Source organism: Hymenobacter guriensis, assembly GCF_015773195.1.
GTDB lineage: Bacteria > Bacteroidota > Bacteroidia > Cytophagales > Hymenobacteraceae > Hymenobacter > Hymenobacter guriensis.
In genome coordinates this window covers 13559-30759 of sequence record NZ_JADWYK010000020.1, presented here as the reverse complement: position 1 = coordinate 30759, position 17201 = coordinate 13559, and the positions used below count along the sequence as shown (strand labels likewise).

The window sequence follows — 17201 nt, the reverse complement described above, 5'->3', positions numbered from 1 at the left end:
TTGCTGAATTTCGGCGGCAGAGACGGCCGGAGGGTCCCGTGTTCTTTTGCTATCCTTTCCATGAGTCCGACCGAAGAAGACCAGCACGATACCTCCGCCGAGCGGTTTCTGCGCCTGGTGCAGGCCAAGCGGCGTGGCACACTCAAGGTGTACCTGGGCCTGGCTGCCGGCGTAGGCAAAACATACCGCATGCTGCAGGAAGCCCACGACCTGCACCAGCACGGCGTGCACGTGCTGCTGGGCTACGTGGAAACCCACGGCCGCGCCGAAACCGTAGCCCAGCTGCGCCAGGTGCCGCTGCTGCCCCGCAAGCACATCTTCTACAAAGGCCGGGCGCTGGAGGAAATGGACGTGGAGGGCATCGCGCAGCGCCGCCCGCAGGTGGTAATTGTGGACGAGCTGGCCCACTCCAACGTGCCCGGCTCGCGCCACGAAAAGCGCTGGCAGGACGTGGAATACCTCGTGGCCCAGGGCATTTCCGTGATTACGGCTGTGAACGTGCAGCACCTGGAAAGCCTGCACGACCAGGTGCTCAAAATCACGGGCACCGACGTCACGGAGCGCATTCCCGACCGGCTGCTCCAGCTGGCCGACGAAATGGTGAACGTGGATGTGACCGTAGGCGAGCTGCGGGCCCGTTTGGAGGAAGGCAAAATCTACGACCCGGCCAAGGTGCCCACGGCACTGGCCCACTTCTTCCAGGCCGAAAACCTGCTGCAGCTGCGGCGACTGGCCGTGCGCGAAGTGGCCCAGCTGCTGGGCCGGCAGGTGGAAACCGGCAGCGGCGGCGCCCCGGCCGTGTCCGCGGCCCGTCGCAACGACGACCGCCTGCTGGCCTGCATCAACTCCAACGACCAGGCCGCCCGGGAAATCATCCGCAAAACCTCGCGCCTGGCCGACCGGCTTTCGGCTGCCGCCTGGTACGTGCTCTACGTGCAGACCGGCCACGAAACCGCAGACCGCATCGGGCTGGCTACCCAACGCCATTTGCTGCATAATCTACAGCTCGCCACAGAGCTGGGCGCCCAGATTCTGCGCGTCAAGGACGATGACATCGTGGGGGCCATCACGCGGGTGGCAGCTGAAAAAGAAGCAACCTTGCTTGTGTGCGGCATCACCAGCGAAAAAGGACTATGGGGCCAACTCTCCCGGCGCGGCGTCACCAACGATTTGCTGCGTGCCCTGGCCCATACCAACCGGGACCTGGATATTTTCCTGGTTACCTACTGATTTCAAAGGATTTGTGCTAAAGAAGATGAACGTTAAAACCCTGATTACGCTCGGCTTTCTGGCCATGCTCACGCTGCTGCTGGCCCTGGGCGGCTACGCATACTACACGGTGCAGCGGCTGGAGCGCGGCTCACGCAACGTGTTGCAGGACAACTTCTACTCCGTGGAGCTGGGCCAAAAGATGCTCCAGGCCCTCGACCAGATGGCCGCGGCGCCGGAAGCCGGGCTGCCCCAGTTTCGCCAGAGCCTGACCCGCGAGGCCGGCAACATCACCGAGGCCGGAGAACGGGAACTGGTCGATAGCCTTACGCAAAACCAGGCTGACTTCCAGCGCCTGCTCGATGCCGGCGCGTCCGCCGCCCTCGCGCCCAAGCTGGCCCTGCTGCGCCGGCAAACCTACCGCATGGTGGCGCTTAACACGGCCGCCCTTACCCGGAAAAACGAGCAGGCCGCCCGTCGGGCCACGGAGGCCCGCTACTACCTGCTGGCGTTTGTAGTAGTAAGCCTGCTGGTCGGTCTGCTGTTTGTGCTGAGCGTGCCCGAAGCGGCCGTAGGGCCGCTGCGCACGCTCATCGCCAGCCTGGAGCACGCCACCGAAAGTGACTTCACGGCCACCATTCCCGTGGAAAGCGCCAACGAATACGGGCGCGTGGCCCTGGCCTTCAACCGCATGCTGGTGCAGCTGCAGGAGTTCCGCAACTCCACCATAGCCGAGGTGCTCACTGAGCGCAACCGGGCCGCCAGCATCGTGAGCAGCCTGGACGAGGGGCTGCTGCTGCTCGACGAAAACCGGCGCATTATCCTGGCCAACCCCGTGGCCTGCGCCCTGCTTAGCTTGCCCGCCGCCCGCGTGGTAGGACGGCTGGCGGCCGAGGTAGCCCGGGATAACGACCTGATGCGCGAAATGCTGCTCCCACTGGAATCGGACGCGGCCCGCCGCGAGCAGGCCATCGCCGATGCCCCCCTGCTGCGCATCGCCCAGCAGGGCGAGGAAGCCTTTTACCGCCTGGCCGTGCAACAGCTGGTATCGTTCAACCAGGCCCGCGACAAAAACGAGTTTGTGGGTCAGATTCTGACGCTACGCAACGTGTCGGACTTCAAGAAGCTCGACCAGGTGAAATCCAACTTCCTGGCCACCGTGTCGCATGAGCTGAAAACGCCGCTTTCCAGTATCACCATCAATGCCAAGCTGCTGCTGGACGAGCGCCTGCCCGCCGGGGAGCGGCAGCAGGTAGCGGGTTACATTCGCCAGGAAGCCCAGCGCCTGCAGCGCATGGTAGCCGAGCTGCTCGACGTGGCTCGCCTCGACGCCGGCGCTGGCATCCAGCTCAACCTGCGCCCCACTGACCTGGCCGACGTGATAAGCTTTGCCACTGCCACCGTGCAGCCCCAACTCGACGACAAGCAGTTGCACCTAGAGCTGCACCGCACCGTGAACCTGCCCAGCGTGCTGGCTGACGTGGAAAAAACCACCTGGGTGCTCATCAATCTGCTGGCCAATGCCATTCGCTACTCGCCGGGCGGGGAGGCCCTCACCGTGCGGGTTACCGTGGCGGGGCGCTTCGTGCGGGTGAGCGTGCAGGACCGCGGGCCGGGCATCGCGTCGGAGCATCACGAGAAAATCTTCCAGCGCTTTGCCCAGCTGCCCGACAAGGCGGGCTACCGCGGCGGCTCGGGCCTGGGCCTGAGCATTGCCCGCGAGTTCATCACCACCCAGGGCGGACGGCTGTGGGTGGAAAGCGAACTGGGCAGCGGCAGCACGTTCTACTTCACGTTGCCAATGGCTTCTTAGTCCCATGTTTCACTCACCAGCCCTTGCCGGAGCTGCTCGTATTAGTCCGGGGCTCACTTACCTGGAACCCTTGCCACATTAGTTAAACGGACGTTATTAGGAAGGTGCGACGAGGTATGGGGTGACTTAGTACCGATAACTGCTTACCTATTGATCGGTATGCCGTGCTTCCCCAGGCCGATCCTACCCGGAGGCTGCACAAGGATTTCGTCTTACACGAATTACGCGAGTATGTTCGCGCAGCCGTATTCATGGACTTGGAACAAGCTGTAGCTTGGCTGCAGACCGATAGCCAATCGGCTCTTAGCTCGGGGAATGCTGACTGATGAACGCAAGTGACATCCCAACATGAGGTGCCGATAGTTGAGCCAAAATAAGGCCAACACACACTACTTATTCCCCCACAAAAAAGCTTCTCCGAAACGAGGAGCTTTTTTGTGGGGGAATAAGTAGGTGCGCAAGCTAACGGGCTTGGCGGGCACGCAAGGCGCGTAGGCCCAAACCCACGCCAGCGGCCAGTAGCAGGGATGCCCCCCCATCAATCGGGACGGCCGTTGGGTCCGGGTCAGGCTGCGGGCCCGTAGAGCCAGGTTCGCCCTGGGCTTGGGCATGGCGGGTACTGAGCGCCGATAGAGCCACAAGCAGGGCCGATACTACAAACAGCTTCTTCATAAAGAGAAAACAAGCAAAGAGAAAATAGCCGGCCCCGCCCGGGGTGGGGCCGACTTACGCTTACTGCAGCACCACGCGCTTGATGATTGTGGTCGCCCCGGCCGTCAGGCGCAGCGAGTACACGCCCGCGCTCAGGCCCTCGGCTTCGACCTCGAAGTGGGCGCCATCGGCCCGCAGGTTCACCGACTGCCGGCGTACCACCTGGCCCAGGCTATTGAGCAGCGCTGCTTCCACCGTGCGCGCCCCGGCCATAGCCGGCAGCGTCACGGCGAAGCGGCCCGTGGCCGGGTTGGGGTACACGCTCACTTGCGCCGCCAACTCGGCCGGCGCCGTGGCCAGCGCGGTACCCGTGTTGAAGGAGAGCGTGAAGCGGTTCGTGAGCAGGGCCACCGACTGCGCGGCTGTCACGCTGAAGCTGTACGAGGCGCCCTCGGCCAGCTGCACAGTCTGGCCCGTAGCGGCGTCGCTCAGGTAAGCGTCCAGCCCGGCGGGCAGGTTGGAGAGCGAGGCGGCGCTGATGGTGTAAGTACCGGCGGCAGGCACGCCCACGGCCAGGGCAACGAGGGTGGCCGTCGTGAAGGTCGGGCGCCCGTCAATGCTCAGGTCCTGGTCGGCAAATGAGCGGCTGCTCAGGTTCAGGCCTGTGGAGTTGGGCAGCTTCCAGGCGTCGTAGCGACCATCGAAGCCGGCCGTGGCCTGGGCGTCGGCGTACACGAAGAGCTTATCGGCGGGGCCGGTGGCGCCACGCAGGGTGAGGGACACGGTGGGCTGATTGGCAGCACCGCCGCGGTGCATGAGCACGTGCTGGTCGAACTCGGTGATGCGCTGGGCGTTGCGAAAGCGTAGCTGGCCGCTGGTGCGGTTCTGGCTCACGCGCACGAAAAAGCCCTGCCCCATGGCGATAAGTGGGTTCTGCGCGCCGCCGAAGCCGGCCACGTAGGAGCGGTACATACCGGCGTAGGGGCCGGTGCTTTCCACCACATAGAAGCTCTGGTCCAGGCCAGGAGCGTTTTCATCCGTCAGCAACAGGCTGCCGTCGAGGGGGGACGGGTAGGGGTTGCCCACCAACGCCCAGCCGGCGTCGGCGTTTTCGGACACCCGGCTCAGGCTCAGGTTAATGTTACCCGTGTTGGGCGTGCCGGTGAAATCTACTTTCTCCGTGCCCTTGATGTGCACGGCGTAGCCCCGGCCTACTTCCAACGGGGCGTTTTTATTGTCGCCGGTGCCCTCGGGCACGAAAAAGCCCCGGTCGAACGGCTTGTAGGTGCTGGTCATGGTCACGCGCTCCTGCTCGTAGCCGAACACGGTGGGGAAGGGCTTCACCTGGCCCGGCGTTGCGGACGTGTTGTACACTTGGGCCTGGCTGACCTCGGGCGTGAAGCCGGCGGTGGCCAGGTCGGCCACCGTGGAGCTGTTCATCGGGGAGCTGTAGTGGCGGTAGCCCAGGCCACTGTACGTTATGCCGGTGCTGGTCTGCGGGTTGAGGTAGCGCTGCAGGGTGATGGGGCCGAGCACGTAGCTGGCGCTGCCGTTCTCAATCAGGGCCGTGCCCGAGGCGTCGGAGAGCAGCGTGAGCGAGCCGCCGGGGCCCTGGAATGTGGTGGAGTTGTTGTACACGGCCAGCTTGCGGCGGATGCGCACGGGCACGCGCAGCTCCACTATGTCGTAGCTACCCCGCTCGCCCAGCGTCATGGTTTGCAGCTCCATGCCGGTGGTGCCGTTGAACAGGTGCGTGGGGCCGCCGAAGGCCACTTCGCTGGTAGGGTCGAGGGCGAAGGTGGCCCCGTTGTTGGTCAGGTTGCCGGCCAGGTAGATTTCGCTGTTGGCGAGCTGGGTGAAGAAGCTGCCGGAAGCCAACGTGAAGTTGCCGTCCTCGATGGTAATGGTGGTCAGCGTGCCCACGGTCAGCTCACTGCCTGCGGCCAGGGTGAGGTGGGCACCGGTGGCCAGATCCAGGTTGCGGGCGGTCTGGTCGCCGCTTACCACGGGCTGATTGGCCGGGCCGGCAGGGATGGTCACGTCGTTATCAATGGTGGGCACCTGGGCCGGGCTCCAGTTGCCGGCCGTAGCCCAGGCCGTGCTCACGGCACCCGTCCACGTCAGGGCGCTGGTGTAGGTGATAGAATAAACCTCTGATGCTTGGCTGGTGGTGTTGTTAGCATCCTGGGCCACGCCGTCGGCCACACTCACCCGCACGGGGCCGGAGCTGCTGGGGGTGACGGAGAAGGTGTAGGTAGTACCCGAGCCGGCAAAGTCCGAGAGCGTGCCGTTGCTCACCGTCAAGTCGTCGGCGGTGAAGGTGGTGCCCACGCTCTGGCTGAAGGTCACGGTGTAGCTGAGCGTGGCGGCGTTGCTCGTACTGCCGCTGGGGGCTGTGGCGCTTGAGACGGTGGCCGTCAGGGCCGGGGCCGTCACGTTGAACGTGGCCGAGGTAAAGGTGTCGTACGTCGGAGTGCTATTCGGCTGAATGTTGCCCACGAACACGTCGTCGACGAATACGTTCAGCCGCTGGTTCTTAGCGCTGTAGTTGCGCTGGACCGCCCGAAAGCTCACCTGGTAGCTGCCTGTGGGCACGGCCAGGTTTTGCGCAAGGCTAGCATTGTTGTTGCCAGCGCTCTGCACCAGGGCCACCGCGTTGCCCTCGGCTGCTACCGAGCCGAAGGGGCTGCCATTGCGCGACACCCCGGACGTGCCGGTGAAGCGCCAAGGCGCGGCCTCCACGCCGTCGGACGTCTTCTTGGCGCCGTTCGCTGCCACGTTATTCGTTTCGAAGCTGCCGTTCTGGATACCATTTGCCACCACAGTGCTCGACCCGCTTTGCAGCACCTGCACCACATCCACAAAGGCCGTCACGTCGCCGTTGTTGCTGGCGCTGCCCGCCGCTTGGATGCTCAGGGTGGGCGCGGCCGCGAAGTTTCGGGTGATGGTGTATTCAGTGCCGCCAGTGTAGGGCGTGTTGGTCACAGTGGGCGTGATGCCCGTGCTGTTGGCCACGTTCAGGCGCAGGGTGCCGTCGCCGCTGCCCGTGTTCACGACCACTGTGTACGTGGTGCCCGAGCCCGACACGCTGCTGACCGTGGCGCCCGTTGTGCTCGTCACCGAGAAGTTGCTCTCGCTTACGCCCGTAACACTGAAGGAACTGGATGAAAAGGTCACCCGGTAGCTCACCGTGGCCGTCGCCGTCGGCGAGGGCGTCAGCCCCGTGACCGATACCACCGTCGCGGTTGGCTCGCCATTGGTGATGGTATATACCTCCGACGCCTGGTTGGTGGTGTTGTTGGCATCCTGGGCCACACCGCTGGCCACACTCACCCGCACGGGGCCGGAGCTGCTGGGGGTGACGGAGAAGGTGTAGGTAGTACCCGAGCCGGCGAAGCCGGTGAGCGTGCCATTGCTCACCGTCACGTCGTCGGCGGTGAAGGTGGTGCCCACGCTCTGGCTGAAGGTCACGGTGTAGCTGAGCGTGGCGGCGTTGCTCGTGCTGCCATTGGGGGCCGTGGCGCTGGTGACGGTGGTCGTCACGGCCGGGGCCGTCACGCTGAACGTGGCCGAATGGAAAGCTTCATAGACTCCGTCACTGTTGGGCTGGATGCTACCTAGGAATACGGGCGTGCCAAATTGAAACAGGAACACGTTCACCACCTGGTCGCTGAGGTTGTTGTTGGTACGCTGGGCGGCCCGGAAGCTCACCCGGTAGCTGCCCGTAGGCACGGCCAGCTGCTGCGAGATGCTGGCATCGGTGCCGTTGACAACGTCAGTGGAAGTCTGGACTAAGCCTACTGCGTCGCCCTCGGATGTTACGGAGCCAAAGGGGCTGTCGTTGCGCGACACGCCGGCCAGGCCACTGAAGCTCCAGGGGGTGGCTACCACGCCATCGGCCTTCTGCTTGAAGGTGCGGGGGTCCACGTTGTTGGCCTCGAAGCTGCCGTTTTGCAGGCCGTTGTCGAAGGCTGAGTTGCCGCTGAATACCTTCACCTGGTCCACAAAGGCTGTCACGTCTCTCTTGCCCGAGGCGCTGCCCCCGGCCTGAAGGAGCAAAACGAGCCCGGCGGGGAATCTCTTGTAGATGGTATAGGTGTCGCCGTTGGCAGTGGGCAGGCCCGTAATGGATGGCGTCACGTTCGTGCTGTTGGCCACGTTCAGGCGGAGCGTACCGCTGCCGTCGCCGGTATTCACCACCACCGTGTACGTGGTGCCCGAGCCGCTCACGCTGGTCACGCTGGGCCGTACAAAGAAGTTATTGTCGGTCGTCACGATGAAGTTGTCAATGGTCAGGCCCGTGACGGGGGCCGAAAACACGACCCGGTAGCTCACCGTGGCCGTGGCCGTGGGCGAGGGCGTCGTGCCCGTAACCGATACCACCGTGGCCGGGGGCGCGTAGGTGATGGTGAGGGGCGCGGCGGCGGTGTTGCCGTTGGCCGTGACCAGGTCGAGGCGGCCGTCGACCTTGAAGTCGCCCGCCGCCACGTCGCGCGTACTTGGGCCGGTGGCGTAGCTCATGGCCATTGCGAAAGCGTCCGGGGCCAGGCCGGTGCCGAACAGCGTGAGCAGCAGGGCGAGCCACCAGTAAGTACGCCGGCCAGCGTAACGGCGGGGCGGCAGCAAGGAGGAAAGGTGTAGCAAAGCAGTGAGGAAAAAGGTGGCAAAAAAGAAAGTCAGCAGCAACGCACGACCAGACAGGCGCGCGGCTGCTCGTTGTTGAGTAAATTCCTCTTTTAATAGCGTTTGTTTTGAGTTGAATTTGCTTTTTGAAGCAGCCAAATCATGCGGCGGGCATCTATCCACGCCAGCAAACAACCACAAAACGCTCTGCCAATGAAAGAGGGTCTTGTGGTCGTCTGGTTTTGCGGCCTGAGGTGCTGACGGGTGGTAACCGGCCGGCCTTATTCCACCGTGAGGCGGAGCGCTTTGCTGCCCACGCGCACCAAGTACACGCCGCTGGGCAACCCGGCCGGCAGAACCAGCGCAGCCGTGCCGGCGGCATCTGTGGCGGCGGCCTGTACTGGGCGTCCTAGCGCATCAAGCACCGTTACCAGCGTCCCGGATGGCGCGCCGGTCAGGGTAGCCGTGCCACTCCGGGTCGGGTTCGGGAACAGCGCCAGGCCGGACGGGCCACTTACGGCCACGGCCCGCACGGGAGAGTAGCTGAACGTGCCATCCCGGTCTACCTGCCGCAGCCGGTAGTAGAGCCGCGACGCGCCGGCCGGCAGCCTGGCATCGGCCAGGGCGTAGGCACGGGGCCCAGAGCTACTACCGGCCGCCGCCGCCGTGCCGATGGCCGTAAAGACGACCCCGTCGGGGCTGCGCTCCACCTCGAAGCGGGCGCTATTGATTTCGCTGGCCGTGCGCCAGGCCAGCGCCACGGCCCCCGGCTGCGCTTCGGCCGTGAAGGCCACCAGCTGCACCGGCAGCGGGCCGTCCACCGTAAACACGGGTCCGTTGTAGGCGGCCAGCGCGGCCAAGGCCACGCTCACCGGGCCGGTGCTGGCCCCGACGGGCACCGTGGTGGTGGCCACGTAATCGTCGGCGGGCGTCGCAAACGCGGCCCCGGCCAGCGAGCCGAAGTTGAAGCCGGTGGCATCCTTCAGGTTGGTACCCCGGATGCTGACGACCGTGCCTACGGGGCCGCTGGCCTGGTCGATGGCCGTGATGGTGGGGAAGCTGCGCACCCAGTTGCTGGTGGTACCCGTGAGGCTGAATTGGAATAGTGTGCCCGCATTGCCCTTCCCGCTCAGGTCGGGCAAGGCGGTGAGGCCTGCGTTGTTGCCCCCGGCCGTGCCCTGGTCGAAGGTAAAATAGAGTTGCAGGTTGGTCAGCTCCTGCCCGACCGGGATGGCGTTGAACATATCGGCCATTATCTGGGCCGGCGTGCGGGGCGCGTTGTATACGCGCACCTCGTCGAGGCGGCCGGTGAGGTACTCGTTGTAGCTGGGCGAGCGGCCGAGGCGCAACTGGCTGCCGCTGGTGTTAGCGGTGACGGTGGGAGTGCTCGAAACGGTGAGGCCGGTCACATCCACGCCGTTGAGGTAGGTTTTGAGGCTGGTGCCGTTCCAGGTGCCGGCTACGTGGTTCCAGCGGCCCGCCACCAGGGCCGTGGTAGCAGTGGCCGCGTAGCGGGTGCTGCCCTGCCACACCTGCGTTTCCACCAGCCCGTTGCGCACCAGCAGGCCGTAGTCGCCGTCGAGGCGGATGATGGAGTTGGCCGCCTCTGCTGCCGCTGGAGCGATATATACCCACGCCTCCAGGGTGTAGCCGCTGGCCTTGAGGTTGCTCGCCCCCGCCGGCGTCCCCCCCTGCGAATTAGCCACGTTCACCCGGTCGTCTCCCCCGTCGAAGGCCAGTGCATTGTTGGCGATGGAAACGGGCGTGATGGTCATCGAGCCATCGCCGACGGCGGGCACGAGGGCGTAGCTGACGTTGGTACTGCCCTTGGGCAACACGAACGACGAGCCGCCGCCGCCGCTGCCGCCCCCGCTGCCGTTGTTGCCACTGCCTACGCCGTAGCTGCCGCCGCCGCCGCCGTAGTAGCCGCCGCCGCCGCCACCCACCTTCAGGCCCGGTTCGCCGGCCCCCCCCGTGCCGTTGCTGCCGGCGCTGCTGGCGTCGTGGGCATAGCCGACCGTGGTAGTGGTGGCACCGCCGCCTTCCAGGTTGTTGAAGCTGGTGGTGCCGTTGCCCCCGTTCGGGATGCCGCCATTGCCGCCAGGATAGGCTGTGTAGCCGGAGTTAAGGTCGAGGGTGAGGTTGCCGCCGCCGCCGCCAGCCACCAGCAGGGCATTGCGGCTGGTCAGGTAGTCGCCGGTGCTGCCCACAAGCGGGTTGCGGCGCAGGTCGGTGGCCCCGCCGCCGCCGCCGCCGCTACCGGAGCCACTGCCGCCCCCGTTGTAGCCGCCGTCGTTGTTGCCGGTAGTATAATATCGGTGGCCCTGGCCGCCCACCTGCACGGTGAGCACTTCGCCGGGTATGACCGTGACGGTACCCGCCGCCTGGCCGCCGTGCGAGTCCTGCGACGTGAGGTAGGTGCTGCCGCCCCCGGCCCCGCCCTGGGCCACCACTTGCAGGCGGAAGATACCGGCCGGCACGGTATAGTACTGGGGGCCGCCGGTGTAGCCAAAGGTGGTGGGGGTGGTGCTGGTTACGGGCGTGAGGGTGAGCGAGCCGTTGCCGGCGGCCGCGGCCGTGACCAAGCTGTATCGCACATTGGTGGCCGTGGCCGTGACGAACGACGAGCCGCCGCCGCCGCCCCCCCCGTGGTTAATGAAGCCGCCGCCGCCGGCAGCCCCGCCCCCCCCGTAGTAGCCGCCGCCGCCACCCCCGTTGAAGGGGGTGCCGGTTGACCCATTGCCGCCAGTGGGGCCATTGCCGGGCACCCCGCCGCCACCGGGCGCGGCCTGCGTAGCCCCCCGGCCAGGGTTGCTGCTGCCCGTACCACCATCGCCCCCGGTGGGGGTGCCGCCCGCGCCGCCGGTGCTGTAGCTATAGTCGCTGCCCCCGCCCCCGCCCGCTACCACCAGCGCGTTGCGGGTGGTGAGGTAGTCGCCGGTGCCGGTGGACGCGGTGTAGGCGCGCCGCAAGTCGGTGGCCCCGCCGCCCGCGCCCGTCTGGTAGCCGCTGCCGCCCCCGTTGTAGCCGCCCGCCGTGGTGCCGGCGTTGCCCGAGGCCCCCTGGCCGCCCACCACCACGGTGAGCACCTCGCCGGCGGTTACGGGCACTACCGCCTGCACCACCGCGCCGGGGGCCGGGGTCGCGCTACTGCTGCTGCTGATACCGCCGCTACCGCCCGTGGCTACTACTTGCAGCCTGGTCACGCCCACAGGCACGGTGTAGGTCTGGGGGGCACCCGTGTAGCCAAAGGTGGTGACCGTTTGGGCCAGGGCCGCGCCGGCCGGGGCCAGCAGCGCCAGCAGTAGCCACAACCCATACCCCAGGCAGGAGCGCGAGCGGTGAAAAGAAGGGGAGCGTGTCGTCATGCCGTAATAGGGAAGCGGGGGCAGGAAAATAAACCAGGGCAAGTGCATAGCACGGGGCTAGCCAGCCGTCAAAGGCAGGCGTCCGCAAGACCATTGCGGTGAGTGGACGTACCCGGGAGTAAAAGTAAAATCCAGTTTTGGGGAGCCTGCGCAAAAAGCTGCCATTCTGTTTCGCACCCACCATTTTGGCTGTTGGCAGGATTTTGCACTGAATCAACTACTTAACATCCAATTATTTGGGAGACAAGTAGTCAATGGGCCGCCGGCCGAACCGCTCGGTATAACATGTGCTGAAATACCTGGCCGAAGCAAAACCTACTGCATCAGCCACCTCCGCCACCGAGCCAACATCACCGGCTTCGAGCAGCTGCCGGGCTTTGTTAAGGCGCAATTCCCGCAGCCAGGCGGCGGGCGTGAGGCCGGCCAGTTCGCCCAGCCGCCGGTAGAGCGTGCGCTCACTCAAGCCCAGCCGGCGGGCTAGCTCGGCCGCACTAAATTTTTCGTTCGCTAGGTGCGCCTCTACCTGCGCCTGCCACTGCGCCAGCTGCGCTACTGCCAGTGGGACCGCTGCCACTTCCAACGCAACTTCCGCGCCCGGGGGCATCGAGGCAAGTAGCTCCCCAGCTGGCTCACCAACCAGGTCGGCCGCCGTTTCGACCGGCAACGTGGCGAAGTGGCGCCGCACCTGCTGGCGTGCCAGCAGTATCTGCACCCGCGTCAGCAGCTCGGCCGTACCGAAAGGCTTGGTCAGGTAGTCATCGACTCCCACGGTAAGGGCCGCCTGGCGGTGCGTGTCGTCGGCGCGAGCCGTGAGCATAAGTACCGGCACGCCGGCCAGGGTCGGGCTCGCCTTGAGGCGGGCTAGTAGCTCGATACCGCTCAGGCCCGGCATCATGGCATCGGTGGTAATCAGGTCGATTGGTGCTTGGCGGGCCAGCAGCTCCAGCGCCGCCAGGCCGCTGGCGGCGGTCAGCACTTCGTAGGTGGGGCTGAGCAACTCGCGCAAGTACTCGCGCAGGTCGGGCTCATCTTCTACCACCAGCACCCGCGGGCGAGAATCCGTGCTAGCTGGAGTTGTGGGAGCAGAGGCTAGCGACCAGTCGGGCGGGGGCACTGGGCTCTGCGCTGGCTCCTCTGCCGATACTGCCCCGGCTTGCGCTACTGGCTCAGCGGCAAACGTGAGTGTAAAGGCTGCGCCCATGCCCGGCTGGCTAGCCAGCGTGAGCGTGCCCCCTAGCAAGGTGGCCAGCTCGCGGCTCAAGGCCAAGCCTAACCCGGTACCCCCCTGGGGCTGGGGCTGTGGGCTTTGGTAGAAGCGTTCGAATACCCGCTCGTGCTCGGCCGCCGCAATGCCGGGCCCGGTGTCGCGCACGGTCAAGGCGTAGCGGCCATCGGGGCCGGGCAACGCAGCCTCCACGATGACCGTGCCGCCAGCGGGCGTGTGGTTCAGCGCGTTGCTGAGTAGGTTCGTCAGAATTTGCTCCAGCTTGCCAGCATCTACCAGCAGGTGAAGCGCCTCGGGCAGTACGGCGGGGCCGAGCAGACGCACCCCACGCTCAGTGGCTAGCCCCTCAAACTGCGCGACCACCCGGCGCAGCCACGGCGCCATCGCGGTGGGGGTAGGCGTTACAGGCAGGCGCCCGGCCTGCAGCTTGGTCAGGTCCAGGATGCGGTCGACCAGCTCGCGGAGGCGATGGGCCTGGCGGTAGGCAAGGGCTACGGGCGCACGTCCGGCCACCCGTAGCGTGTGCGCGGGGTTAGCGAGCAGCGTTTCGAGCGGGCCCAGCACTAGGGTGAGCGGCGTGCGCAACTCGTGGCTGGCGTTGGCAAAAAACTGATTTTTGGCCGCATCCAGTTCCCCCAGACGCTCGGCCTGAGCTTGCAGCCGCTCGGCCTGAGCTTGCAGCCGCTCGGCTTGGGCTTGCAGCTGGGTGGCCTGGGTGGCCAGCCGCCCGTTAAGGCGGCGGGTGGTGCGCAGGGCTAGTAGGATGGCCAGCGCCAGCAGCGCCAGCAGCCCGGCTCCGGTCGCCGCCAGGCGAACCAGGCGGGCTTGCTGGCGCTCGCGCTCGGTGAGGTAGGTAATCTGGGCGGCCTGCTCGCGGGTGCGAAACCGGGCCTCGGTAGCGGCCAGCGCCGCAAATTGCTGGGCCTGGCGCAAGGTGTCGGTGAGGGCCTGGGTGCGGCGGGCGTAGTAGTAGGCGCTGTCGTAGCGACCAGCCTGGGCATAGGCTTGGGTGAGCAATTCGGTAAGCTGGCTCAGGGGTAGCAGGCTGCCCGACTGCTGGTAGCCCCGCCGCAAGGGCCGCAGCAGCGCCAGGGCGGCGGCTGGCTCATGCATGGCTAGGGCAACGCCGGCCAGGGTTTGGCGAGGACGGGGCTGGGGGGCAGTGCGGGGGTAGCGGGTGAGCAGGGCCACGGCCTCGGCCAGCAGGTGGCGGGCCTGCTCAGGGTGGGCGAGCTGCTGCTGCCAAGCCGTCAGGCCCAGGGTCAGGGCTTTGACCTCGGCGTAGGGCTGGTTGCGGGCGGGCCAGCCGGCCGCCGTGGTGTCGGCGACAACCCAGTGGCGCAGCCAGGTGCGGGCGCGGGCCAGCCAGGGGGCCGCCTCGGCGGGCCGGCCGGCCTGCAGCGCCACCTGAGCCGGCACCAGGTTCAGGCGTGTAAGCAGCAGGGCGTTGTAGGGGGCGGCGGGCATCAGGGCGGTGGCTTCGGCGGCCAGGGTGCTGGCGTAGGCCGGCGGCCGGTGGCTGTGGCCCTCCAGCAGCAGGGGCAGGTAATAGCTCAGCAGCACGTCGGCCAGGGCCCCCGCAGCTGGGCCCCGGTTGGCGGCCGGCTGCCCGTAGCGGCGGTAGGTGGCCAGGGCCTGCTCATACGCCCGCTCGGCCTGGGGGTAGTTGCCCTGGGCGGCGTAAGCTTCGCCTATCAGGCACTGCATCCAGCCGGTTCCACTCAGGTTGCTCTGCCGTTGGTAGAGGCTCTGGGCCCGCTCGTAGTAACGCAGGGCCAGGGGCAGGCGGCCCAAAGTACGACAGACCGAGCCGGCATTGGCCAGGATACCGGCCAGCGACAGGTTGAGCGGCTGGCGCAAGGCAGGCCGGGTAGTAGCCGGGTCAGGCTTGAGGCTGCTGTCGGGGCCCACCACCCGAAACTGCCGGGCCGCCTGCTGATAGTAGTAGAGCGTGCTGTCGTAGTGGCCCCGGACGTAGTGCTGCCCGGCCAGCTCGTTGGCCAGCGCTATAACAGCGGCCGGTCGCTGCTGCCCTTGCCGCGCCCCGGCCAGCCGCCAGGCCCGCCCCAGGTAGTAGGCGCCAGAATCGGGGCGGTGCCGGTCTTGAAAAGTATGCGCCAAGCGCACATAGGCCAGTAACCGACCCAGTGAGTCAGCAGGCAACTGGGGGCGGGTGTCGGGGCGGCGGGTTAGGTCGACGGCTTGGGGCAGCCGCGAGGACGAGGGGCGGGACAGCTGGCGCAGGGTGTCAGCGGGCGGCGGGGCCAGCACCAGCCCCCGCGCGTCATGACTGGCAGCTTGGTGAGCATAGGCAAAGCGTATGGCCGGCAGCCTGTGCTGATACGGTATCTGCTGGCGTTCACTGGGGGACCCATGCATCGCGGTTGCCCTCCCGCACAATAGCCACCAAAGTCCGCACAGCAAGCTAATTTGTCGCATGCTGCAGCTTGAAGAAAGAAGTAAGCGGAGCAGCACGAGGGACCCGAATAGATTGCCTGAGTTGGGTGTGGTGGTTAGATGACCAAAGGTATAGAAGAACGAGTGTATCTCTAATCGATCCGCAGCCGTCCGTTTACCCACTCTTGTAAGACCATGGTTGCGCCTAAAGCCACGACACCAGATAGTTGGCTGATGCGTTGGAGCGCCGCTCTTGCTTGCTGCTCATGAGAGGGAAGTAAATGGGTCGCGGCCCAACTGGCCACAGCCGGGTCGTGGTTGTCGAGCAGTGGCACCAACTGTGCTACGGCGGCTTCTCCTTGCCGTTTCAGGGTCCGGTAAGCGCGCATGAGTTGTGCGTGTTTTTGGTTGGCGGTGGAAGCATCACCTCGCTCCGTTGCTTGCCTGTGTTGGGAGGCTGCGGCGTGGTATTGGTGCACCAGAAGAGCAATAGAAGTCATTGAGAGTTCAGGGATACGGTATTCTTTCTGCTATTGCCTTCGAGTATTTCGTTTTGTCACATTCGTTGAACGGTGGTGTAGATGCGTGACGTGTAATACCGCTGCTGATCGAGCGTCCCCCTGTGCCAAAGCTGCTATGTAAAGAGGAGGCATACTCTACGGGTAGCTATCTTACCGAGCTCCCAGGCGCTACTTTCGCTTGAATTTCTAATCTCTGTTATGATTACATAACTAAATGATTGGCAGTACATAATAAAAATATTGCTACAAATATTAGTTTGCCAATAATATAAGATATATTGACTATAAATTAGTGCTCAATCATACCTAAAGCACACGCATCATGAGCAACAAAGCGAAAGAGGTTATAACGCCACCTGCTGGCGTTTTCCGCATCGTATTTCTGTATGTTGGCCAGGGCGACGCCGCTATTCTCGCTATACCCGATGGCAGTAAGTTCAGATATGTCCTATTAGATAACAACATTGACAAGGGCGCAGGCGGTATCAACACCGAGAAGCTGCTGAAGGATTTGCTTGACGATCCGCTTGATGCTTTCATCAATACCCACCCGCACTGCGACCATACTGAGGGCATTGAGGCCATTCACAAAGCCGTAACAGTTACCGAAGTTTGGCACTCCGGGCACGTGCCAGGCAAAGATAACGATGACGCTTACCAGGAAATGCGCCGCGTCATCAAAGACATCGGCTCGGCGAACGAGTACAAGCTTTTCGGCACCAATTCCCTCAATAAGATTCGTAAATCTGATGGCTCAACGGAGGTAATCAAAAAGCTGGGTGATATCGATTATCAAGTTCTTTCCCCAGCGGAATACCTGTGCGACGACATCGCCGAGGGCAAGGACTCCGAACGCGACCAGCGTATCCACGAGCATTGTGCCGTTCTGCGCTTTTCCTACGGCACTACACCAGTTTACGTGCTGTTTACCGGCGACTCCGACCGAGTAGCTTGGGAAGAACACATTATGAGCAATCATTCTAAGAATGTGGCAGCTCACGTATTAAGCGCCTCTCACCATGGCTCCCGCACCTTCTTTAAGACTTCCGGCGAGGATGAAGAGCCCTACGAAAAGCATATGGAAAGCATCAAGCCCAGTGTCATAGTGGTAAGTGCGCCCAAGCAAAAGGAAAGCCGGCATAAGCATCCCCACGACGATGCTATGGACCTATACCGCAAACACGTTGACGAGGACAACCTGATGCACTCCGGCGAAAACCGGGAATCCATCATCATCGATATCAAATCAGATGGGACATGGGAAGTAAATACAGACCAAGAGCTCGTCAACGAATACGGCTACGACAACGACGGCGGAGGCAGCAAGGGGAGCAACCGTAGCGCCGCTGTCATCGGGGCCGGCACCCGTCTGGATGACAAACCCATGGGCTAGT

General features: G+C 64.8%; 8 protein-coding genes. 3 read left to right on the top strand and 5 right to left on the bottom strand.

Translation table 11 applies throughout. The annotated features are described in order from the left end of the window. Positions 1–60: 60 nt before the first annotated feature. Both I5L79_RS21410 and I5L79_RS21405 read left to right on the top strand, forming a co-directional pair. A complete protein-coding gene (locus I5L79_RS21410; protein WP_196957132.1) occupies positions 61–1230 on the top strand; it encodes a sensor protein KdpD in 1170 nt (389 codons plus the stop codon). A gap of 25 nt (positions 1231–1255) precedes the next feature. Further along, entirely contained in the window at positions 1256–3022 is a 1767-nt protein-coding gene (locus tag I5L79_RS21405; RefSeq protein WP_196957131.1) for a sensor histidine kinase, read from the top strand. Positions 3023–3484: 462 nt separating this feature from the next. Here the strand turns inward: I5L79_RS21405 and I5L79_RS21400 are convergent, their stop codons facing one another. From I5L79_RS21400 to I5L79_RS21380, 5 genes are all read right to left on the bottom strand, one after another. Continuing rightward, a complete protein-coding gene (locus I5L79_RS21400; RefSeq protein WP_196957130.1) occupies positions 3485–3694 on the bottom strand; it encodes a PID-CTERM protein-sorting domain-containing protein in 210 nt (69 codons plus the stop codon). Positions 3695–3754: 60 nt separating this feature from the next. Next, positions 3755–8317 carry an Ig-like domain-containing protein gene (locus I5L79_RS21395; RefSeq protein WP_196957129.1) on the bottom strand — a complete coding sequence of 1521 codons (4563 nt, stop codon included), beginning with the start codon at positions 8315–8317 and terminating at the stop codon, positions 3755–3757. Positions 8318–8577: 260 nt separating this feature from the next. Then, on the bottom strand, positions 8578–11712 hold the full coding sequence (locus tag I5L79_RS21390) for a glycine-rich protein (RefSeq protein ID WP_262894922.1): 3135 nt from the start codon (positions 11710–11712) through the stop codon (positions 8578–8580). Positions 11713–11896: 184 nt separating this feature from the next. Further along, positions 11897–15268, bottom strand: a complete 3372-nt coding sequence (locus I5L79_RS21385; RefSeq protein WP_196957127.1) for an ATP-binding protein — start codon at positions 15266–15268, stop codon at positions 11897–11899. A gap of 170 nt (positions 15269–15438) precedes the next feature. After that, the gene (locus tag I5L79_RS21380; protein ID WP_196957126.1) at positions 15439–15786 is read right to left on the bottom strand and encodes a DUF2019 domain-containing protein; all 348 of its coding nucleotides are present in this window, start codon (positions 15784–15786) and stop codon (positions 15439–15441) included. Between the two features lie 343 nt (positions 15787–16129). Here I5L79_RS21380 and I5L79_RS21375 point away from each other — a divergent pair, with 343 nt between their 5' ends. Further along, positions 16130–17200 (top strand): ComEC/Rec2 family competence protein, encoded by a 1071-nt coding sequence (locus I5L79_RS21375; protein ID WP_196957125.1) that lies wholly within the window; start codon positions 16130–16132, stop codon positions 17198–17200. Position 17201: the final 1 nt, after the last annotated feature.